We start from the raw sequence: 21,693 nt of genomic DNA, 5'->3' as shown, positions 1-21,693 counted from the left end.
AGAAGCGGGGATCCGGCGCCGCGTCCCGCGCCGCCGGATCCCCTGAGATACCTGAAACCTACTTGCCGCCCTCGGTGAGCTCCACCTCGATCGGCTCGAAGTCGTCGCCGACCACGTCGACGTCCGTGTCCTCGAGCAGCTTCAGCGCCGCCTCGTGGATGTCCGAGCGGGACGCGCCGTCGTCCGGTGCCTCGCTGAGCACGCCGCCGCCCATCGCGACCTCGATCGTCTGATCCCACGCATCGGGATCGAGCGTCCCGATCGCCTCGCCGTTCGGGTTCGGCCAGATGAGCTTGTTCACCTCGTTCATCATCCAGGTCTGGTGGGTCGCTCCCAGCGCGCTGCCCCGATCGAGCACCGACTGCACGCAGCTCTCGGCATCGTCGCGGCAGAACGCCCAGCCCTCGTATGTCGCGGCGAGGAAGCGCGCGGCGACATCGGCGTTGTCGCCCTCCTCGAGCCACTTGCTGCTCGAGTAGACGCCGTCCTCGAGCGTCTGGTATCCGAGCTCCTGCAGATTGATCACGCTGAAGTCCTCCGGCTGGTACAGCTCGCCGGTGTCGGGGTTCACCGTCTCGAGCAGCTGCGCGAACTCGTTGTAGGTCTTCGCCTGCACGACATCGGCCTCGCGGTTGAGCAGCAGCGACATGTCGAAGGGCTGCTGAACGATCTCGAAGTCCTTGTCGAAATCGACGCCCTCGCCCTCGAGCGCGGCGCGCAGGGTGAGGTCGTTGCCAGCGCCCCAGGAGCCGACCTTCTTGCCCGTGAAGTCCTGCAGCGTCTCGATGCCCGAATCGGCCCAGGCCACCTCGAGGTACGCACCGCGCTGGAAGACCTGCGAGATGTTCACGATGTCGGCGCCCTCCTCACGGGAGGCCATGCTCTTCACCACGTGGCTGACGGCGAACTGCGCGTTGCCCGAGGCGAGCACCTGCTGGGGGACGACGTTCGTGCCGCCCTCCTGGATGGTGACGTCGAGGCACTGGTCGGCGTAGTAGCCCTCGTCGGCCGCCGCGAAGTAGCCGGCGAACTGCGCCTGCGCGACCCACTGGAGCACCACGGTGACCTTGTCGATCTGCTCGCAATCCGCGTTCGACGCCGCGACTGAGGTGTCGGTGGATTCGGACATGCTGCCGCAGCCGGCGAGGCTGGCGACCAGGAGACCGGCCGCGCCGATCGAGAGAGCCGAACGGACTCCTCTGCTCTGAAACATCATTGTTTTCCTTACTTCCGAACGGGTGATGGGGTATTGCATGGGGTGAGGCCGGTCACAGCGCCGTCTGCTTCCAGGGGACGACGGTACGGCCGAGCAGGAGCACCAATCCGTAGGCGGTGAGGCCCAGAATGCTCGCGGCGAAGACCGCGGCCCAGGTGAGGCTGAACTGCGAGAGCGCCGCGGAGTTCGCGATCATCACGCCGAGCGCGTTCGCCGTTCCGCCGAAGTACTCCGCGACGATGATGCCGATGACCGCGAGGGTCGATCCGACTTTCAGCCCGTCGATGAGCGACGGCAGCGCACCGGGGATCCGCACGAAACGCAGCAGTTGGCCCCGCGAGGCGCCGAGCGAGTCGAGCAGCTCCCGGTGCAGGGGCGTCACGGCGAGCAGCCCCCGCGTGGTGTTCACCATCACGGGGAAGAAGACCATGATCGCCGCCACCGAGATCTTCGAGAAGATGTTGGTCGCACCGAACCAGGCGTTGAAGATGGGGGCGAGGGCCACGACCGGGGCGCAGCTGATGATGGCGACGAGCACGAGCGCCGTCTTCGCGAACCGCTCGAACAGGCTCACGATGAGCGAGGCGATGACGGCGAGGGCGCCGCCCATCAGGATGCCGCCGAAGACGCCGACCGTCGTGACCCGCGCTGCCGACATGAGCTCGCCGAACCGCGAGAAGAACGTCGCGATGACGTCCGACGGCGCCGGGAGGATGAACGACGGCACCTGGGCGAGCCGCACGATGCCCTCCCAGAGGATCAGGACGACCAGCCCGACCACGATCGCAGGGAGGAACGACCTGAGCCGCTCCGCCGCTCTGGAGTTCTTTCCGCTCGCCGGAAGCGAGACTGCCTGCGTCGCCGTCATCAGACGCCGGCCGTCGTGGGCTCGAGCACCGAGTGGAGCGCCTCGCGCACGCGAGTCTCCGCGTGGTAGAACTCCTCGGAGGTGCGGGTCTCGTCGACTCGGGGGTACGGCAGATCGATCGGGATCCGCTCGGCGACCCTGCCCGGCCGGGGGGACATCACGACGACCTCGGTCGAGAGGAAGGTCGCCTCGGAGACGCTGTGCGTGACGAACACGATCGTGGTGCCGGTGGACTGCCAGATGCGCAGCAGCTCGCGCTGCAGGTACTCTCGGTTCATCTCGTCGAGCGCGCCGAGCGGCTCGTCCATCAGGAGGATCTTGGGTTCGAAGGACAGGGCGCGCGCGATCGCGGCGCGCTGCTGCATGCCCCCCGACAACTGACCCGGGCGGTGGTTCTCGAAGCCCTCGAGCCGCACGAGCTTGAGCAGTTCCTGCGCACGCGCCGCTCGCTCGGCCGCCTTGACTCCGGCCACCTGCAGGGGGAGCTCGACGTTCTTCTGGATCGTGCGCCAGTCCATGAGCCCCGGCTGTTGGAAGACCATGCCGTAGTCGCGATCCTGCCGCGCCGCGCGGGCGTTCTTGCCGAGGATCGAGACCGTGCCCCCGTCGGGATCGATGAGATCGCCGATCACGCGCAGCAGGGTGCTCTTGCCGCACCCCGACGGTCCGAGCAGCGAGACGAACGCCCCCTCGGGGATGTCCAGCGTGATGTCGTCGAGCGCCGGGATCGACTTGCCGGAGACGTGAAACGTCTTGCTCGCGTTCTGAATTGAGATTGCGCTAACCATTGATATTCCTCTTCCTGAGAACGAGCACCTCGATGAGGGTGATGATCTGAACGAACACGACACCGCCGAGCGACGCGATGAGCACGGCCGCGAACAGGGTCTCCGGCGAATTGCTGTAGTAGTAGGCGGCGGTCAGGATCGCGCGGCCGATACCGAGGCCGGTGCCGGCAGAGAGTTCGCCCACGATGGCGCCGATCACCGAGGCCGTCGCGGCGAGGCGGAGGCCGGTGAACAGGTTCGGCACCGCCGAGGGGAAGCGCAGCCACCACAGGATCTGCCACCGCGAGGCCGAGACCGACTGCATGAGTTCGAGCTGCACGGGCTTCGGGCTGTTGAGGCCGGTGAGCATGTTGATGACCACGGGGAAGAAGGACAGGTACGCGGAGATCACGGTCACCGCGACCCAGCTCGGCAGCCCGGCGGCCCCCGCCCACACCACGATGATCGGCGCGAGCGCCACCAGCGGGATGGTCTGCGACATCACGAGCCAGGGCAGGAGCCCGCGGCTCAGCACGATGATCTCGCGCAGCAGCACCGCGAGCCCGCACCCGATGACCGCGCCGATGAGCAGGCCGAGCCCGGCCTCGCGCAGCGTCACCGAGAGCTGCTGCATGAGGTAGACGAAGAGCGACTGGCCCGAGGCCCCGCTCGTGGGTTCGGCGAGCACCGACAGGATCGTGAGGATGTGCGGCATCGCGTAGTCGGACGTGGAGACCGGCAGCGGGATCGCGGTGAACGGGATCTTGTCGCCCGTCGCCTGCCCGAGCGCCTTGTACCCCTCCCAGAGGACGACGACGGCGACCAGCACCCCGATCGCGATGGCGAGGATGCGGAGGATCGGCGCGAACACGTTCGGGCGCCCCGGTGCTCGGTGCTCCGACGCCCGCTGCAACTGGGACGGCGGGCGTTCTCTGATTGTGGTCTGCGTCATTGCAACTCCCGTATATGAACCGTTGGTTCTGTTTAAGATACAGCCTTTTGAGTGGGAGCGATACTACTTTTTATTTATGTAATGCACCGGCAACAGAATCGATCCAGCGCAGAAAAGAACTAACGGTTCACAAATTGGAATACCGAGAATGCGCGGCTGTCCGCCTGGCCCTTCCTGATGCCGTGCGCCGGGCGTGCGGCGGTCGTGCGCGAGGCCGAGCGCCCGCCTACGCCGCCGTCGAACGCGCCGGACCGCACTCGTGCAGCCCGAGATCGAGCCCGCGGATCACCCCGTCGAGCGCATCCGCCGCGCCCGAGCGCAGGTACTGCACCAGCTGATCCCGCGTATCGAGATCCGAACGGAGCGGATGCGCCTCGGGGAGCCGGGTGCGGGCGAATCCGGCCTCCGAGTGCCGGCGGGCGGATCCCGGCCCGAACATCGGAGGCCGCGCGCTCCCGGGGTGGTACCCGAGCGCGGTGGTCCCGTCTCCCCGGCGATCCGGCACGTAGGCGTCGGCAGCGGAGAGCTCCCAGCGCCGCAGCACGGCGTCGATCGCCTCCGGAGTGATGAAGGGGAGGTCGGCGTGGAGCACGAGGATTCGCGGCTCCTCCCGCCCGTGCGCGCGCTCCCGCACCGCCTCGAGACCCCGTCGCACCGCGGAGTTCAACCCGTCCGCGCGCGCCTCGCGCAGCACTTCCACGCGTCTGAGCCCCGCGAAGCGATCCGATTCCTCGTCGGTCACCACCCAGCTCGCCGCGACTCGCGAGGCGCCCTCGAGCGCGTCGAGCGTGCGCAGCGCGAGGCGTTCTGCGACGGCGTCGACCGCGGGCCCGCTCGCGACTGCGCGCAGGCGCTGCTTCCCCGATCCGAAGCTCCGGATCGGGACGACGGCGTGCCAGAGCGCGGCGTCCACTACGCGTCGTCCCCCGGCGCGCGTTCCCTCCGCCGGCGTCCCTCGGCGATCGCCTCGGCCGTCCCCAGGCGGAAGAGATCCTGTTCGGGATCTCTGACGATGGAGCGCGCACCCGCCGTGAACCCGACGCCGACGTAGTGCGCGAGCCCCCGGACGATCGCCACCGGCACCCCCGTGGCCTTGCCCTTCACGAGATCCGCGGCCGCAGCGAGCTCGTCGCCGATGCAGCGCTGGGTGACCGCGAGCGGCTTGCCGTTCGCGTCGGTCGTGCCGCGCACGTCGTCGATGACCTGCACGCGAGCCGCCCCGATCGCCATGTCGGTCTGGCCGACGCGCCACGGTCGGCCCGCGGTGTCGCTGATCAGCACCCCGACGAGGCATCCGGTGAGCCGCTCGACCTCTTCCGCGATCGCACGGGCCGAGGCGTCCGGATCCTGCGGCAGGAGCAGCAGCCGCTCCCCCTCGACGTTGCTCTCGTCGATACCGGCCGCGGCCATCACCAACCCCAGGCGGTTCTCCACGATGGCCGAGGCTCCGCCGCCCGGGATCGCGGCCACCACGCGCACCGTCTCCGCCGCGAGCGCCCGTGCCTTCTCGGACGCCGGGAGGAAGCGCCCCTCGGCCTTCGAGACGATCTTGCTCGTCACCACGAGGATGTCGCCGGGCTGCACCTCGCCGACCGCCGCGATCTCCCGCGCGATCGAGACGCCGGGGGCGAACTCCGGAAGGCCGTCGACGGGGAGGATCTGCATGGTCTGAGCTCCGTTCAGAATCCGGCGGGCACGGCCGGCGTGAAGATCGTCTTGTAGTTCAGGTAGACGTCGATGGCCTCGGCTCCGAGTTCGAATCCGATCCCGGAGTCCTTGCGCACCGCGAAGGGGGCATGGATATCGAAGTTGTACATGTTGAATCCGACCGCGCCGGTGTCGATGCGGCGCGCGATGTCGATGCCGACCGACTCATCCTCGGTGAACACCGCTCCCGCACGGCCGTAGGCGGAATCGTTCACGAGGCGCACCCCCTCCTCCGGATCACCGCTGTACCGGGTGACGGAGACGGTCGGCCCGAAGACCTCCTCGCGGAAGACCGTCATCTCGGGCGTCACCTCACCGAGCACGGTGGGCGCGACGAAGTAGCCCGGACGATCCGGCCGCGCGCCCCGGGTGAGGATCCGCGCGCCCTCGCGCACCGCCCGATCGGTGTGCCGCTCGACGAACGCGCGATGCTCCTCGGTGACGAGCGGCCCGATCCGGCTCTCGGGGTCGAGCGAGGAGCCGATCCGCCACGACGACACCTCCTCCACGATGCCGTCGACGATCTCGTCGTAGCGCGAGGCCGGCACGATGATCCGGGAGTTGTTCGAGCAGGCCTGGCCGTTGTTCGAGAAGCTCAGGTCGTGCAGCTCCGCGAGGAAGCGCTCGAGCGGGGCGTCCTCGAGCAGCAGCGCCGCCGACTTGTCGCCGAGCCCCAGGGTCACCGGCTTGAGGAGCCCGCCGCAGACGGTCGAGAGCTCCCGGCCCACCGGTGTGGATCCCGTGAAGGCGATCATCTTCACCCCGGGATGCGCCACCAGACGTGAGGCCGTCTCGTGCGCGCACGGCAGGATGTTCAGCACGCCGGGCGGCAGATCGGCTTCGATGGCGGCCTCGGCGATCAAGTACGAGTCGAGCGCCGTGTCGGACGCCGGCTTCACGATCGCGGTGCACCCGGCGGCGAGCGCGGGGGCGAGTTTGAAGAAGAGGGTGCTCAGCGGGAAGTTCCACGGGCCGATCATGCCGACGACGCCGACCGCCTCACGGCGGACGATCGAGAACCCACGCTCGGCGCCGCGGAGATCTTCGATCGGGGTGCGTTCGATGACGCTCGCGTAGAAGCGCAGAAGCTCGACCGCGGTGTCGACGTTGCTGTAGATCGACCGGGCGATCGGCGTCCCCACTTCACGGCTGATCAGCTCTCCGAGCGGCGCGCGGCGGCGTTCGATCGCGTCGGCGAACCGCCGCATCACCGCGGCGCGCTGCATCCCGGGATAGCCGCCCCACCCGCTGCGGTCGCGCAGCGAAGCCTCGGCGGCTGCGACCGCGGCGTCGAGATCCGGGACTTCGGCGAGCGGATACGATCCCAGGATCTCACCGGTGTTCGAATCGGTCACCGATCGGCGCCGCCTCGCGGCGGCGCCGATCCAACGGCCCCCGATGAAGAGCTCGTCGCGATGCACTGTCGGCTCCATGCGTCTCCTGGCTCAGCGGGAGCCGGCCGGCTCCTCTCCTAATGAACCATAGAGCTCCGGGCGGCGGTCGCGGAAGAACGGGCGGCGCATGCGCGCGGCACGCATCTCTTCGAGGTCGACCTGAGCGACCGCCACGCCCTCCTCGCCATCCGGCACTTGGGCGAGGATCGTGCCATCGGGACCGTAGACCGCGCTGAGCCCGAAGTAGTCTTTCGTGCCCTCGAGCCCGACCCGGTTCGAGCAGATCACGAAGAACTGGTTGAACACGGCGTGCGCGCGCAACTCGAGCTGGAACACCTCCTTCATCGGCGCGGACGCGGACGCGACCGGCACGCACAGCACCTCGCCCCCGGCCAGCGCGACCGTGCGAGAGAGCTCGGGGAAGTGCCGCTCGTAGCAGATGATGGTCCCCAGCTTCACATCCCCCGCATCGACCACGGATGGAGATTCCTGCCCGGGTCGGAAGTAGAACTTCTCCGGGAACCCGTTGGAGAACGGGAGATGCGACTTGCGATACACCTGCCGCGCCTCACCGCGAACGAACGTGACCGAGGTGTTGTGGAACACGCCGGGCACGTCGGTGCCCTCGAAGAACGAGGACACGACCGTCATCCCGTGCTCGGCCGACTTCTGCTGCGCGAGCGTATTCGACGGGCCGTCCATCCGCTCCGCCCACGTCACATACCCCGGGTCGGGGTCGGGCTGCACGAACGGGATCGCGAAGAACTCGGGCAGCAGCAGCACCCCCGCGCCCTGCCTCGCGGCCTCATCGATCAGTTCACCGGTACGCCGGATCGTGTCGTCGCGATCCTCGCTCGCGCTCACCTGCAGAGCTGCCAGTTTCATTTCTCCCCCTTTCCGATACCGGTCAGCGAGACGCTGGCGTTGGTCTTGTACCGCTTGTTCACCGAGATCAGCACCGCGGTGAAGGGTTCGAGATGGCGCGCGAGGCGCAGCGCGCCGACGTCGATGGCGCGGCCCCCCGTCACCTGCTCGGCGAGACGCATCACGCGCTCCTTGCCCGCCTGATCGTCACCGCACACGAGGACGTCCTCGTGACTGAGATCGTGCTCGAGCCGGTGCAGCGTCACCGCCGAGAGGTGATGGAATGCGCCCGCGACGACGCTCTCCGGGAGCAGGCGCGCGGCCTCCTCGGCGGCGCTGCGATCCGGGATCTCAGCCCCGACGGGACCGTGCTTGTCGAACGCGAGCGGGTTCACACAGCTGATCACGAGCTTGCCGCTGAGCGGCACCGCGAGGCTCTCGACCAGTTCGGTGTGGCCCGTGTAGGGGACGGCGAGGATCACGGTATCCGCCGCTTCGACGGCGTCCCGGTTCGCAGCCCCCGTGAGGGATCCGCGGAGCCCGTGAGCCTCGCTGAGGCGCTCGGCTTCGGCGACCGCCCGAGCGGCGTCACGGGAGCCGAGCACGACCCGCTCCCCCGCGGCGGCGAGCCGCACCCCGATCCCGCTGCCCTGCGGCCCGGATCCTCCAACGATTGCGATCGTCATCGGCTTCCCCTTCTCTACTGCAGCGCTTCGGTGATGTTCACGAGCGTCTGATGATGGTCGCCGTGCGTCGAGATCACCGGCACGCGCACGCCCGCCTCGCGATACTCGAGCAGCTTCTCCACCACGGTGCCGGTGGACCCGCACGCCGTCACGTTCTGCACGAGCTCGTTCGGGACGAGCTGCATCGCACGCTTGATGTCCTCCTTGGTCGCGGGCCAGCCCGCGATCTCCTGGATCCGCTCCACCAGCTCGGGCTCGACCCCCGAGTGCGCCGCGATATGCGGCTGCTGCATGAGATACAGCGTCAAGAACGCCTTGCAGGCATCGATCGCTTCCTGCGGATCCGTATCGTTCACGCTGCACGCGATGATCTGGGTGAGGTCGATCTCCGTCTTCCCATCGGTACGCTTCGCGATCCCCGCATCGATCGCCTCCTTCGCACCCACCAGATAGGACGGCGGCAACAGGAAGTCCATGTGCACGCCATCGGCGATCTCACCCGACAGCTCGAGCATCCTGGGACCGACGGCGCCCACGTAGATCGGCACCGGCACCTCGGTGTTCTCCCGGTACATGCTGTCGAAGCGAATCCCGTCGACGTGGTAGAACTCGCCATCGAAGGTGACCGTCTTGTTGTCGAACAGCTCCTTCAGGATCGTGATGTACTCCCGCATCGACGCGACCGGCTTGCGGATCGGGGAGCCCAGCTTCGTCGCCAGCGGCTCCCACCACGCACCGATCCCGAGAATCGCACGCCCCGGCGCCACCTCGTCGAGCGTCTTGAAGGTCACCCCCATCAGCGCGACATTGCGGCTCTTGTTGTTGACGACCCCGGTACCGATACGGATCTGCTTCGTGCGAGACGCGACGATCGCCGCCGGCACGATGCCGTCGCGGGCCATGCGCCCCTCAGCCACCCAGAACGAATCGAACCCCTGCTGATCGGTGTACTCCGCGACCTCCCACGTCTCCGGAAGCGTCATCCGATCACCGACATGGATCCCGAGAGGAATTTTCATAGTGCTGCCTTTCTTTCATGAGCCGCGGCTCGAAGGTCATTGCGTGAGCGGGCGCCGCGGCCGCGGCGTCCCGCGGTCAGTACAGCTGCGCCGGCCCGCGCTCCAGGTAGCGGCCGCGGGTCTCCCGTGCCGCGTCCTGGAGCTTGCGATCGCGCAGGAGGATACGGCCGCGGCTGAGCACGGTGACGGGGAGCCCGCTGACCCGCATCCCCTCGTAGAGGTTGTAGTCGGTGCGCGAGTGCGAGCCCTCGGCCGTGATCGTGTGGTCGGCCTCCGGATCCCACAGCACGATGTCAGCGTCGGCGCCGACCGAGACGCTGCCCTTACGCGGGTAGAGGCCGAAGAGCTTCGCCGGCCGCGCCGAAGTCACCTCCACGAAGCGGCACGGGTCGATGCGGCCGGCCACGACACCGGCCTCCCACGCCACCATCATGCGGTCCTCGAGGCCGGGCACCCCGTTGGGCACCTTCGGGAAGTAGCCGGGCGAGCGCATCTTCTGCGGGGGCAGATCCTCGGGCTGATGCATACAGAAGGCGGCGTGATCGGTCGCGAGGGTCGACAGGCCGTCCGCGCCGAGGTACGTCCAGAGGGACTCCTGATTGGCGCGCTCCCTGATCGGCGGCGAGCAGATGTATCCCGCGGCGGCGTCGCCCAGCCCCTCGTAGTCCTCGCGCGAGGCGAGGAGGTACTGCGGGCAGGTCTCGCCCCAGACCGGGACGCCCTCGGCTCGGGCCTCCGCGATCTCCTGGGCGGCGTGCCGGCTGGAGACGTGGACGACGTAGAGCGGCGTGCCGACCTCCTGCGCGAGCACGATGGCACGATGCACGGCCTCGGCCTCCTGCGCGTGGCCATGAGCCTCGGCGTGGAAGGTTTCTGCGGTGTTGCCGTCGTCGAGCAGCTGCTTCACCGCGCGATTGATCATGTGGCCGTTCTCGGCGTGCACCATCGGCAGCGCGCCGAGCTCGTGCGCGAGATCCATCCCGGCGAGCAGTTCGTCGTCCTCCACCATCTGGGTTCCGGGATAGGCCATGAAGAACTTCCAGCTGGAGACCCCCTGCTCGGCGTGCAGGCGGCGGAGATCCTCGTGCGCATCGGGCTGCTGCGCGAGCGGGGGCACGATCGCGTGGAGCCCGAAGTCCACAATGCTCTTCTCCTCGGCGACGCCGCGCCGCTCGACGAAGGTCTCGTGCAGCGTCCGTTCCGGATGCTTCTTCACGAAGTCGATGAATGAGGTCGTGCCGCCGAACACGGCCGCGATCGATCCCGTGGCGAAGTCGTCGGCCGTGCGTGTCGTGAAGCCGTCGATGGGGTACTCGAGGTGGGTGTGCACGTCGATGCCGCCGGGGAGCACGTAGGTGCCCGTCGCGTCGATGACTTCGTCGGCCTCCCAGCCCTGGTCGATCCCGATCCCGACGATCGTCTCGCCGTGGATCAGGACATCGGCCCGGACGCGTCCCTCCGCGTTCACGACCGTGCCGCCGCGGACCGCGATCCGTCGGCCCTCGGCGTCCCCGTTCATACCGTCACCGCCTCGTCGGCGAGGGTGAGGACGTCGTCGAGGATCTCGAGCGCGAAGTCGATCTCGTCGCCCGTGATCACGAGCGGCGGGGTGAGCCGCATGACGTTGAAGTTCGCCGAGAGATACAGGCCCTTCGCCATCCCCGCCTTCACGATGCGCTGCATCGGCACGGCGGCCTCTCCGACCGCGTTGAACGGCACCAGCGGTTCCCGCGTCTCACGGCTCCGCACGAGCTCGAGGCCGTAGAAGAGTCCGCGACCGCGGATCTCACCGATCGACTCGTGGCGCTCGGCCAACTCCGCAAGCCCCGCACCGAGACGCTCGCCCTGCCGCTTCGCGTTTGCCACGACATCCTCGTCGTCCATGATGTCCAGCGACGCGACCGCGGACGCGCAGGCGAGCGGGTGCCCGGCATAGGTGAGCCCGCCCCAGAACTTATGACCGTGCAACCACTCGGAGATCTCCGCGGACACCGTCATCGCCCCCAACGGCACGTACCCCGAGTTCAGCCCTTTCGCCGTGATCAGGATGTCGGGCACCACACCCCAGTGGTTGCAGGCGAACAGCTCGCCCGTGCGCCCGAAGCCGGCCATGACCTCGTCGAAGATGAGCAGGATCCCGTAGGTGTCGCAGACCTCACGGATCGAGCGGAGGTAGTTCTCGCCGGGGTAGATCAGGCCGTTGGTGCCCGTCACCGGTTCCAGGATCACGGCCGCGACCGTCTCGGGATTCTCGTACTGCAGGATCTCCTCGAGGTGCGGACCGCCCGAACACACCGGGCAGGGATCCGGATGCCCCGCCGGGCAGCGGTACGTGTACGGATCGAGCATGCGCACCACCCCCGACACCCCCGGCTCCGCCTGCCATCGGCGCGGATCACCCGTCAACGAGATCGCCCCGGCGGTCGCACCGTGGTACGAGCGGTATCGGGCCACGATCTTGCTGCGACCGGTGACGTGACGCGCGAGCCGGATCGCGTTCTCGTTCGCCGCAGCCCCACCCGTGGTGAAGAAACTCATCCGCAGATCCCCCGGAGTGATCTCCGCGAGACGCTGCGCGAGCTTCGCCCGCGACTCCTCCGCGAACCCCGGGCCGATGTAGCAGAGCTTGTCGGCCTGCTCCTTGATCGCGTTCACGAGCCGGGGATGCTGGTGCCCCAGGTTGCTGTTCACCAGCTGCGACTGGAAGTCGAGGATCCGATTCCCGTCATAATCCCAGAACCACGACCCCGAAGCCCCCGCGATCGGCCGCGCGTTCAGCCCGCCCTGCTTCGACCAGGAGTGGATCACATACTCGCGATCCGCTTCCGCGACCTGTTCCTTCGTCCATGCTGCCGTGCTCATGCGCATCTCCACTCGTCGCTGTCCACGCGTCCGCTCAGGCCACCGACACCGGCGCCTCGGAGCCGAACGTCGCCAGCCGCGCGAGCGGCCTGCCCTGGTTCCCCGCCACGCAGCCGATCACGATCTCGTCGGGCCGCGGAGCGTCCTCGATCCGGAACGTGAACGTCTGGTGATGCGAACGGGTCTTCGCGTCGAGCTTGTGCTTCAACGGCACATCGATCGCCGCCCCCATCAGCCCGACCTTCTCGGCCGCGGGGAGCAGCTCCGTCCCCGCAGCAGCCTTGCGGAACACGTTTCCGAACCTCAGATTGTGGATGATGGCCGAGCCGTGCTCGGTCTCACCGCCGACACCGACCAACGCGACCTTGCCGAACACCTCGACCTCGTCATCGAGCAGCGCGACGCACTCGGGTCCGACCAACTCGCCCACCGCCTCGCCGAGCTCGTCAGCGAGCGTCACGAGATCCTGCACGTAGCCGTCGATACCGAACGGGTTCTTCAGGATCGCCGCGACGAGCGCGATCCGGTGCGGGCGCTCGAGCACCCGCCCGTTCTCCTCGCGCAGTTCCTCCACGTGCCGGACAATCTTGCGAACCTGCGGCTCCATCGCATCTCCTTCGATAACTTCGACTTCCACGAGTAAGTGAACCACTGGTTCGAAACAAAATCAAGCATGATTCGAGATTCGCTCACCCGAGCGCTTCGAGCCAGAGCCCCACTGCCAAGAGAAACCTCATCAAAACCTTATGAATCAAGAGATATCGACACGGATGCGACATCGTGCGACAATCAGGAGCGAGTTCACCCCATGGAAGGAATCACGAGCAGAATGAAATCAAACCATCGGTTCATAAGCTCGGGAATCGTCGTTCTCACGCTCGGGCTCGTCGCAGTGACCGGGTGCAGCGCGACGGGTGTCGCCGAATCGGACGGGGTCGAAGGAACCGAACCGTCGCAGACGATCCGGAACTGCGACACCGATCTTGCGATCTCGCCGACCCCGGAACGCGTCGTCACGATCAAGTCGACACCGCTCGAGCTGATGCTCGCGCTCGGCCTGGAGGATCGCGTCGTCGCCTCAGCGTTCCTCGACGGCCCGCTGCCCGACGAGCTCCTGCCATCGGGGTGGGAGCCGAATGTGATCTCCGACGACGTTCCCGGGCGCGAGCTCCTCGTCAGTCAGACCCCGGATCTCGTGTTCGCCGGATGGGCGTCCAACCTCTCCGCGGACGGCCCCGGCACTCGCGACGCGCTCGAGCAGCTCGGGATCCGCAGCTACGTCTCGCCTGCAGCGTGCGACTTCGGCGAAGCAGCACCCGAGGCGCTGACCTTCGAGGACGATTTCGCCATGTTCCGGGAGGTCGGCACGATCTTCGGCGCCGAGGAGCGAGCCGAGGAGCTCGTCGCCGAGCAGCAGCGGCGTCTGGAGGCGATCGAGCGCCCCGACCGGGAGCTCACCGCGCTCTGGTACAGCTCGGGCGACGACGCACCCTTCGTCGGCGGGGGGACCGGCGCCCCCAACATGATCATGGAGGCCGCCGGGCTCCGCAACGTCGAGGCCGAGAGCGAGGAGAGCTGGCTCAGCCTCTCGTGGGAATCGTTCGTGGCGGCGGACCCCGACGTCATCGTGCTCGTCGACACGCCGTGGAGCACGGCCGAGGACAAGCGGGAGCGCATCGAGACCCAGCCCGCGGCACAGACGATGCGGGCCGTGGTGCAGCAGCGCTACATCACCGTGCCGTTCGACACCACCGAGGCCGGAGTGCGCAACGTCGACGGCGTCGAGATCGTCGCTTCCGCCGCCGCCGAGTTCGCTGCGGACGCGGACTGACGATGCCGGGCACGACGACGGATCGCATGGCGCTCGCCGCCGCTGCGGCGCGGTCTCCGGCCGCTCGGGCGCCGCGATTCGCCTGGCGCATGCGGTCGGGCGCGGTGATCGCGGCGCTCGGCGCGCTCCTCGTCGTGTCCCTCGTGCTCGCGACGGTGCTCGGGTCCGTCCCGGTGCCGATGAGCTCGCTCGTCACCGCGGCGACGAGTCCGCCGTCGGAGTGGGGACCGAACGAGGCGATCCTCATGCAGGTGCGCATCCCCCGAGTCGTCACCGCGGCGGTCGTCGGCGCCGGCCTCGCGATGGCGGGCGTCGCGATGCAGACGGCCCTCCGCAATCCCCTGGCCGAGCCGTACCTGCTCGGCATCTCCTCCGGCGCCTCGTTCGGCGCCGTTTCCGTCATCCTCCTCGGCGTCTCGCTCGCGCTGCCGCTCGCCGCGTTCATCGGCGGACTCGCGGCCCTCGCGGCGACACTGCTCCTCGGGCGAATGCGCGGGAGCGCGCAGGCGACCCGCGTGATTCTCGCGGGTGTCGCCGTGACCGCGTTGTTCAGCGCATTCACCTCGCTCACCATCTTCCGCTCGCGCGACAACGACAGCTACCGGCAAGTGCTCCACTGGCTGCTCGGCTCGCTCAGCAGCGTCACCTGGTCGAGCGCGGCGATCGCGGCGGTGTCGCTCGTGCTGTTCGGCGGCGCGCTCATCGTGATCCATCGCCTGCTCGACGTGCTGCTGCTCGGCGACGAAGAGATCCACTCCCTCGGTCTCGACGCGAAACGAGCCCGCGCCGGGGTGCTCATCCCCGCCTCGCTGCTCGCGGCAGGCATGGTGTCCGTCTCAGGATCCATCGGCTTCGTCGGACTGATCGTGCCGCACATCGTGCGTCGCACCGCGCGGTTCTCCCAGCGCGGGCTCCTCGTCGCCTCCGCGATCGCCGGCGCCGTACTGCTCGTGCTCGCCGACGCCGCGTCCCGCTTCGTCGTCGCCCCGCAGGAACTCCCCGTCGGGATCATGACCGCGGTGCTCGGTGCCATCGTATTCGCCGGCATCATGCTGCAGAGGAATCGGGAGGTCGCATGACCCTCACCACGACGCCGCTCACCCGCTCCCGCGGCCGGGGGTTCACCCTCTCGACGCCCGCGCTCGAGGTGCGCCCGGGCGAGGTGCTCGGACTGATCGGCCCGAACGGCTCGGGCAAGAGCAGCCTGCTGCAGCTGCTCTCCGGCTTCCTCGCGCCGGATCGCGGCGAGATCCGCTGGAACGGCCGCACGATCGGGCGCACCCCGCGCGCCGAGTGGGCGACCCAGGTGGCGGTCGTACCGCAGGAGACGGAGGCCGTCCCCCCGCTCACCGTGGCCGAGTACGTACGCCTGGGCCGGGTGCCGTTCCGGGGACTGCTGCAGTCGTTCACCGCGGGAGATCTCGAAGCGGCAGATGCCGCGATCGCGCGCTGCGGCATCGCTCAGCTGCGGGACGCGCCGCTCGGGGAGCTCTCGGGCGGCCAGCGGCAGCGCGCTCGGATCGCCCGCGCCCTGGCGCAGGGGTCGCGCCTCCTCCTTCTCGACGAGCCGACGAACCACCTCGATCTCGCCGCCATCCGCGACATCGCGCTCCTCCTGCGCGAGCTGGCCGGCGACGGCACCGCGTTCGTCACGAGCCTGCACGATCTGAACGTCGCGAGCCAGGTCACCACGCAGGTCGCTTTCATGTCGGCCGGGAGCGTCGAGGCGATCGGCCCGACCGCCGAGACGCTCACCTCGGCCGCCGTCCTGCAGCACCTCGGCGTCGAGGTCGAGGTCACCCCGCACGAGGGTCAGCGCCCGACATTCTCCCTGCGCTACGCGCCCCGCGGAGACCGGAGCCCGGCGGGGGCGCCCCGCCCGGCCGGTGCGGGCCTGTTCGCGGGCGCCCTGCACGACGGCATCCCCTTCGCCCCGTTCGGCGACGCGCCCGTCTCGGTGGACGAGGCCGGCGTCGGGCTGCTCGACGACGGGAGCCGATGATGCGGGTCGCACTGCTGTCCGGCGGCGTCGGAGGCGCGCGATGCGCGCTCGCGCTCGACATCTGGCGACGCGAGACGCGTTCCAGGCTCGACCTCACCGCGATCGTCAACGTCGGCGACGATTTCACCCATCTCGGCCTGCGGATCTCCCCCGACATCGACTCGGTGCTGTACCATCTCGGCGACCTCGGCGACACGGCTCGAGGATGGGGGCGCGCCGGCGACTCGGCGACGATCGCCGAGCAGCTTCGACGGCATCTGCCCGAGGCCGCCTGGTTCCACCTCGGCGATCTCGACCTCGGCCACAGTCTGATCCGCACACGATTGCTGGCGCAGGGCCTGACGCTGAGCGAGGTCACCGCGAAGTTCGCCGAGGACTTCGGGATCGAGGCGAGCGTGCGCCCCGTCACCGACGACCCGTCGCCGACCGTCGTCGATGTGCCGGCCGAGGTGCCGGCCGAGACCCTCTGGCCGGATGAGGCGTCCGGAACGGCGGAGCGTTCGCTCGGCTTCCAGGAGTGGTGGGTGCGCGGCCAAGCCGAGCCGATGCCGTGCCGCTTCCGTTCTCCGGCGGCCGCCGAGGCCCGGCCGGCACCCGGAGTACTCGATGCGATCCGCGATGCTGACGTCGTGGTCATCGCCCCCTCGAACCCCATCGTCTCCGTGACCCCGGTGCTCGACATCCCGGGTGTGCGCGAGGCCGTGCGTGCGACCTCGGCCCCCGTGGTCGGCCTCTCGCCGATCATCGGCGGACGCCCGGTTCGGGGCTGGGCCGATCGCTGTCTCGCAGTCGCCGGCGTCGAGTGCTCGGCCACCGGGGTGCGCGACTTCTACGGCGCCCGCGAGTCCGGCGGGCTGCTCGACGGCTGGCTGCTCGACCCGATCGACGCGACACCCGGGCCGCATCCGATGCCGACGACCGCATCCGAGCTGCGCTTCGGCGGCGACGAGCGCGACACCCGCATCGTCGAGGCTCTGTGGGAGCTCGTCGAGGCCGTGCCGCGCTGAGGTCGGCGCACGGCCGCGGCACGAGCCGACCCGCAGGCGCGTCGCCCGACCGTCGAAAAATGAACCGTTGGCTTGATATAGTTCGAAAATGGCAAAGATCACCTGGAAGAGCGACGATGCTCCGGAGAAGAAGTCGGACGGGCTCCTCAACCGAGCCGTCAAGGTACTTCGGGTGGTCTCGACCTTCCCGCACGGGGTCGGGCTGAGCGAGCTCGCCCGGCTCGCCGACGTTCCCAAGGCATCCTGCTTCCGCATCATCACCGTGCTCGAGGCCGAGGGGATCCTGTTCACCGACGAGGACACCAAGCGGACCCGCATCTCGGTCGGCGCGCTCTCGATCGTGGGCGGCCTCCTGACGCAGAGCGGCATGCTGCGCGCGGTGCGCGACATCCTCGCCGACCTCTCGACCGCGTCGGGCGAGACCACCGGTTTCGATGTGCTCCAGGGCGAGGACATCGTCGTGCTCATGCAGAACGTGGGCCCCTCCCTCATCGGCCAGACCCTCAAGCAGACCCCGCGCACGCAGCCCCCGTGGCTCACCTCGACGGGCAAGGCGCTGCTCGCCCACCGGGATCCGGACGAGGTGCGCGAGCTGCTCGCACCCCGCTACCCCCAGGAGAACCTGCATCAGCTCGATCTCTTCATCGAGTCGCTCGAACCGGCGAGGGTGCACGGCTACGCCTGGCTCTACGGCGCGCTCGAACGCGACGCGGCCTCGGTGGCGGCGCCGGTGATGATCGACGGCCTCCCGAAGTACGCCCTCTGGATCGGCGGCCCGACCTACCGCATCACACCGGACAACGCACGACAGCTCGGGCAGCTCGCCATCGAGGCCGCGGAGAAGACGGCGCGCCTGCTGACGGCCTCGCGCGAGGCGCAGGGCTTCGCAGAACCGCTGCTTGAGAGCGGGATCAACGGCACGATCTGAACCGTTCGCGCAATTTTTGATCCATTGGTTCACTTTTCTTCGGAAAGGCGATGCGCTTCGGGCGCTCGTCCCCTAGGCTTAGGTGTCGTGAGCAATCTCTCCCGCCTTTCGAAGAAGATCAGTGCAATCGCGGAATCCGCGACCCTCAAAGTCGATGCTAAGGCGAAGGCCCTGCAAGCCGAGGGCCGCCCGGTCATCAGCTTCGCGGCCGGCGAGCCCAATTTCGCAACGCCCGAGCACATCGTCGACGCGGCGCGCGCCGCGCTCGACGATCCGAAGAACTTCCGCTACACCGCGGCCGCCGGGCTTCCCGAGCTGCGCGAGGCCGTCGCCGCGAAGACCGCGCGCGACTCCGGCTGGGAGGCGTCGGCTTCGCAGGTGATCGTCACGAACGGCGGCAAGCAGGCCGTGTACCAGTCGTTCCAGGCACTGCTCGATCCGGGCGACGAGGTCATCGTGCCCTCGCCGTTCTGGACGACCTACCCCGAGGCGATCCAGCTCGCCGACGGCGTGCCCGTCGAGGTGTTCGCCGGGGCCGATCAGGGCTACAAGGTGACCGTCGACCAGCTCGAGGCCGCGCGCACCGACCGCACCAAGGTGCTGCTGTTCGTGTCCCCGTCGAACCCGACCGGCGCCGTGTACTCGCCGGAGGAGACGCGGGCGATCGGCGAGTGGGCCGAGTCGAACGGACTCTGGGTCGTCGCCGATGAGATCTACCAGAACCTCACCTACGGGTTGCGCGCGACGTCGATCGTCGAGGCGGTGCCCGCCCTGCAGGATCGCGCGATCCTCGTCAACGGCGTCGCCAAGAGCTACGCGATGACCGGCTGGCGCCTCGGCTGGATGGTCGGCCCCGCGGACATCATCAAGGGCGCGGCGAATCTGCAGTCGCACCTCACCTCGAACATCAACAACATCGCGCAGCGCGCGGCCATCGCGGCACTGACCGGCCCGACCGAGCCGATCGAGGAGATGCGACTCGCCTTCGATCGCCGCCGCCAGGTGATCGTCGAAGAGCTCGGCAAGGTGCCCGGCTTCGTCTGCCCGACGCCCGAGGGCGCCTTCTACGCCTACGTCGACGTCACCGGGGCGCTGGGCAAGAGCTACCGGGGCGTCACCCCGACGACCTCGCTCGAGCTCGCCGATCTCATCCTCTCCGAGGCCGAGGTGGCCGCCGTGCCCGGCGAGGCCTTCGGCCCGAGCGGCTACCTGCGATTCAGCTACGCGCTCGGCGACGAGGCCCTCCTCGAGGGCGTGCGCCGCATCCAGGCGCTCCTCGGCGAGTAGACGTCGCGGCGTCGACGGCCCGGGGATCCTTCGATCTCGCGGGCCGTCGACGTTCCCGCATCTCGTGGGATCGCCGGCGTCCCCTGATCACCCGGGCCGTCGGCGTCCCCGCCTCACGCGCGCCGTCCCCCCTCTGCTCCCCCGCCTGGCCGCACCGTCCCGGACTCGTAGGCCAGGATGACGAGCGCCGCACGGTCGCGTGCACCGAGCTTGCCGAGCAGGCGACTCACGTACGTGCGCGCCGTCGCCGGGCTGAGGAACAGCTCGCGCGCGATCTCCTCGTTGCTCAGGCCCCGGCCGACGAGCGCGAGCACGTCGCTCTCGCGCTCGGTGAGCTCCGCGGGCAGTGCGCGCACCGCCGGGGAACCGGCGGCGCGCATCACCCGCGCCGTCACCGCCGGGTCCAGGCAGCCGTCGCCACGGGCCACGGCGCGCACCGCCGCACGGAGGCCTTCGGGGGAGACGTCCTTCAGCAGGTAGCCGGCGGCGCCCGCCGAGATCGCCGCGAACACCTCGGCGTCGGTGTCGAACGTCGTCAGCACCAGGACCCGGGTGCTCGCGAGCGAGGGATCGGAGACGATCGCGGCCGTCGCCGCCACTCCGCCCTGCACGGGCATGCTGAGGTCCATGAGCGCGACCGCGGGGCGCACCCGCCGCACGAGCTCGACGCCGTCCGCGCCGTTCTCGGCCTCGCCCACGACGGCGATGTCGCCGTCGCGCTCCACGAGCAGCCGGAGGCCCGCCCGGACGAGCTCCTGATCGTCGACGATGACGAGCTCGATCATGCGTCCGCCCCCGCGGCGCGAGCGCCGGGCCGCTCCGCGCCCAGCGGCAGTGCGAGCCGGACGGCGCAGCCGAGGCCGGGCGTCGCTTCGACGCGCACGGAACCGCCGAGCTGCCGCGCGCGCTCGCGCATGCCCGCCACGCCGTGCCCCGAGCCGAGCTCGGCGGTGGTGCAGCCGACGCCGTCGTCGACGAGCTCCGCCTCGAAGCGCCCGGGCCGCAGGCGCACGGCGATTCTGAGGCGCGTCGCGCGGGCGTGGCGCAGCGCGTTCGTCGTCGCCTCCGTGAGGATCCGCTGCGCGGCGGCGACGGTCTCCGAAGGGATCGGCCCGAGCCCGGGCGCCACGTCGATCGCCGCGTCGGCGGCGATGCCGGCCTCCCGGGCGGTGCCGAGGAGGGCGTTCAGGCCGAGCGCCTGCTCGAGCGCAGCCGCGGGCACCGCGGATGCGCTGCCCGCGGCCCCGGGGGCGTCGTCCTGCGGCGCGCGGCGGCGCGACGCGGGACGGCTCGGCACCGGATGGCGCAGCGCATCGACGCGCGCCGCGGCGTCGCGACGTTCTGCGTCGTCCGGTCCGTCATCGTGCGAGCCGGCGTCGGTCGGGCCGGCGTCGGTCGGGCCGGCGTCGAGCCCGGCATCGGTCGGACCGTCGTCGTCCGCGCGGAGCAGGCGGACCGCGGCGCGCAGTTCCGTGAGCGTCCGTCCGTTCGCCTCGCGCACGCGCCGCAGCGCGGCGCGCAGCGCTCCGTCGTCGCGGCCGACGGCCTCCTCCGCGACCGCCGCGTGGAGGGCGACCACGGTGAGCTGGTGGCCCACCGTGTCGTGCAGCTCCCGCGCGATCCGATTCCGCGCGTCATGGGCCCGCCCCCGGGCGAGGTGCGCCTGCTCCGCCGCGACGAGCGCCGCGATGCGGGCCGCCTGCTCGCGGCGCACGCGCGCCAGCCGGACGGCGGCGCCGAGCGCGATCGCCGCCGCGGCGAGCGCGATCTCGGTGACGTACTCGTATCCCGTGAACCGCGCCGCGGGATCGGCGTCGACGAGGCGGAAGTGCGTCGACACGACGAGGAGCACGGCGGCGCCGCCGATCGCCCACGGGATCCGCCCCCGCGACGCCGCGAGGTACAGCGCGGCCGCCGCGGGCAGCACCATGCCGAGCGGCGGGAAGCCCGCGGCGTAGTAGGCGAAGATGCCGGGCACGGTCACGGCGAGCGCCGTCCGCGGGGCGAACGCGCCGAGCAGGGCGAGCGCGCCGAAGCCGACGACGGCGAGGAACGCCCCGGGCGAGGCCTGCCGCTCCCCCGCGGCCAGGACGACGACGCAGAGCACGAGCACCACGGCGCACGCGAGCACCGCCTCCACCAGGCGTGCGCCGAGATCCGGCGTCCGCGCGCGGCCGGCGCGGAGCTCCTGTCGCGTCATGCCCCCAGCCTAGGCAGGAGACGCGCGATCCGCAGCGGCCGGGCCGGCGGATCCGGGCGTCATCGCCCGATCGTCGCCCGAGGGCGACTCGCGGTGTCGCCCC

The 21,693-nt window shown here is 69.7% G+C and carries 20 protein-coding genes and 1 pseudogene; 6 read left to right on the top strand and 15 right to left on the bottom strand.

The features are described 5' to 3' along the window. Positions 1-58: 58 nt before the first annotated feature. From MUN78_RS02075 to MUN78_RS02015, 13 genes are all read right to left on the bottom strand, one after another. Entirely contained in the window at positions 59-1,129 is a 1,071-nt protein-coding gene (locus MUN78_RS02075; protein ID WP_244692788.1) for an ABC transporter substrate-binding protein, read from the bottom strand. A gap of 139 nt (positions 1,130-1,268) precedes the next feature. Next, complete coding sequence (locus MUN78_RS02070) at positions 1,269-2,084, bottom strand: ABC transporter permease (RefSeq protein ID WP_244728465.1); 816 nt, start codon at positions 2,082-2,084, stop codon at positions 1,269-1,271. Further along, entirely contained in the window at positions 2,084-2,872 is a 789-nt protein-coding gene (locus tag MUN78_RS02065; protein WP_244728463.1) for an ABC transporter ATP-binding protein, read from the bottom strand. Before MUN78_RS02065 ends, MUN78_RS02070 begins: the two co-directional genes overlap by 1 nt. Beyond that, positions 2,865-3,803 carry an ABC transporter permease gene (locus MUN78_RS02060; RefSeq protein ID WP_244728461.1) on the bottom strand — a complete coding sequence of 313 codons (939 nt, stop codon included), beginning with the start codon at positions 3,801-3,803 and terminating at the stop codon, positions 2,865-2,867. The genes MUN78_RS02065 and MUN78_RS02060 overlap by 8 nt, the downstream gene beginning before the upstream one ends. Before the next feature lie 226 nt (positions 3,804-4,029). After that, positions 4,030-4,716, bottom strand: a complete 687-nt coding sequence (locus MUN78_RS02055; RefSeq protein WP_244728460.1) for a CofC family guanylyltransferase — start codon at positions 4,714-4,716, stop codon at positions 4,030-4,032. Then, the gene (cofE, locus tag MUN78_RS02050) at positions 4,716-5,468 is read right to left on the bottom strand and encodes a coenzyme F420-0:L-glutamate ligase (protein ID WP_244692783.1); all 753 of its coding nucleotides are present in this window, start codon (positions 5,466-5,468) and stop codon (positions 4,716-4,718) included. Before cofE ends, MUN78_RS02055 begins: the two co-directional genes overlap by 1 nt. A gap of 14 nt (positions 5,469-5,482) precedes the next feature. Next, positions 5,483-6,943: an aldehyde dehydrogenase family protein gene (locus MUN78_RS02045; protein ID WP_244692782.1), complete on the bottom strand. Its 1,461-nt coding sequence runs from the start codon at positions 6,941-6,943 to the stop codon at positions 5,483-5,485. A gap of 12 nt (positions 6,944-6,955) precedes the next feature. Further along, entirely contained in the window at positions 6,956-7,789 is an 834-nt protein-coding gene (locus MUN78_RS02040) for a carbon-nitrogen hydrolase family protein (RefSeq protein WP_244692781.1), read from the bottom strand. After that, positions 7,786-8,454: an NADPH-dependent F420 reductase gene (npdG, locus tag MUN78_RS02035; protein WP_244692780.1), complete on the bottom strand. Its 669-nt coding sequence runs from the start codon at positions 8,452-8,454 to the stop codon at positions 7,786-7,788. The genes MUN78_RS02040 and npdG overlap by 4 nt, the downstream gene beginning before the upstream one ends. Positions 8,455-8,468: 14 nt before the next feature. Continuing rightward, entirely contained in the window at positions 8,469-9,437 is a 969-nt protein-coding gene (locus tag MUN78_RS02030) for an LLM class flavin-dependent oxidoreductase (protein ID WP_244692779.1), read from the bottom strand. Positions 9,438-9,549: 112 nt separating this feature from the next. After that, positions 9,550-10,992, bottom strand: a complete 1,443-nt coding sequence (hydA, locus tag MUN78_RS02025; RefSeq protein WP_244728458.1) for a dihydropyrimidinase — start codon at positions 10,990-10,992, stop codon at positions 9,550-9,552. Next, on the bottom strand, positions 10,989-12,335 hold the full coding sequence (locus tag MUN78_RS02020; protein ID WP_244692777.1) for an aminotransferase class III-fold pyridoxal phosphate-dependent enzyme: 1,347 nt from the start codon (positions 12,333-12,335) through the stop codon (positions 10,989-10,991). Before MUN78_RS02020 ends, hydA begins: the two co-directional genes overlap by 4 nt. A 34-nt stretch (positions 12,336-12,369) precedes the next feature. Further along, positions 12,370-12,987 (bottom strand): amino acid synthesis family protein, encoded by a 618-nt coding sequence (locus MUN78_RS02015; protein ID WP_244728456.1) that lies wholly within the window; start codon positions 12,985-12,987, stop codon positions 12,370-12,372. Positions 12,988-13,164: 177 nt separating this feature from the next. Here MUN78_RS02015 and MUN78_RS02010 point away from each other — a divergent pair, with 177 nt between their 5' ends. The 6 genes and pseudogenes from MUN78_RS02010 to MUN78_RS01985 all read left to right on the top strand — a co-directional run bounded on the left by MUN78_RS02010 (position 13,165) and on the right by MUN78_RS01985 (position 19,390). Beyond that, positions 13,165-14,166 carry an ABC transporter substrate-binding protein gene (locus MUN78_RS02010; protein ID WP_244728454.1) on the top strand — a complete coding sequence of 334 codons (1,002 nt, stop codon included), beginning with the start codon at positions 13,165-13,167 and terminating at the stop codon, positions 14,164-14,166. A gap of 2 nt (positions 14,167-14,168) precedes the next feature. After that, complete coding sequence (locus tag MUN78_RS02005) at positions 14,169-15,245, top strand: FecCD family ABC transporter permease (RefSeq protein WP_244728452.1); 1,077 nt, start codon at positions 14,169-14,171, stop codon at positions 15,243-15,245. Positions 15,246-15,307: 62 nt separating this feature from the next. Further along, positions 15,308-16,168: pseudogene (locus tag MUN78_RS02000) on the top strand (ABC transporter ATP-binding protein); the annotation flags it as partial. Next, a complete protein-coding gene (locus MUN78_RS01995) occupies positions 16,165-17,175 on the top strand; it encodes a 2-phospho-L-lactate transferase CofD family protein (protein WP_244728448.1) in 1,011 nt (336 codons plus the stop codon). The pseudogene MUN78_RS02000 and the gene MUN78_RS01995, both read left to right, overlap by 4 nt. Before the next feature lie 88 nt (positions 17,176-17,263). Then, positions 17,264-18,103, top strand: a complete 840-nt coding sequence (locus MUN78_RS01990) for an IclR family transcriptional regulator (RefSeq protein ID WP_244728446.1) — start codon at positions 17,264-17,266, stop codon at positions 18,101-18,103. 87 nt (positions 18,104-18,190) lie between these two features. Continuing rightward, a complete protein-coding gene (locus tag MUN78_RS01985) occupies positions 18,191-19,390 on the top strand; it encodes a pyridoxal phosphate-dependent aminotransferase (RefSeq protein WP_244728444.1) in 1,200 nt (399 codons plus the stop codon). Between the two features lie 113 nt (positions 19,391-19,503). Here the strand turns inward: MUN78_RS01985 and MUN78_RS01980 are convergent, their stop codons facing one another. After that, positions 19,504-20,175, bottom strand: a complete 672-nt coding sequence (locus MUN78_RS01980) for a response regulator (protein WP_244728442.1) — start codon at positions 20,173-20,175, stop codon at positions 19,504-19,506. Further along, the gene (locus tag MUN78_RS01975) at positions 20,172-21,590 is read right to left on the bottom strand and encodes a sensor histidine kinase (RefSeq protein WP_244728440.1); all 1,419 of its coding nucleotides are present in this window, start codon (positions 21,588-21,590) and stop codon (positions 20,172-20,174) included. Before MUN78_RS01975 ends, MUN78_RS01980 begins: the two co-directional genes overlap by 4 nt. Between the last annotated feature and the right edge of the window lie 103 nt (positions 21,591-21,693).

It is taken from the genome of Leucobacter allii, assembly GCF_022919155.1.
GTDB lineage: Bacteria > Actinomycetota > Actinomycetes > Actinomycetales > Microbacteriaceae > Leucobacter > Leucobacter allii.
The sequence above is the reverse complement of the archived record's forward strand: the minus strand, read 5'-3'. Positions and strand labels throughout refer to the sequence as shown.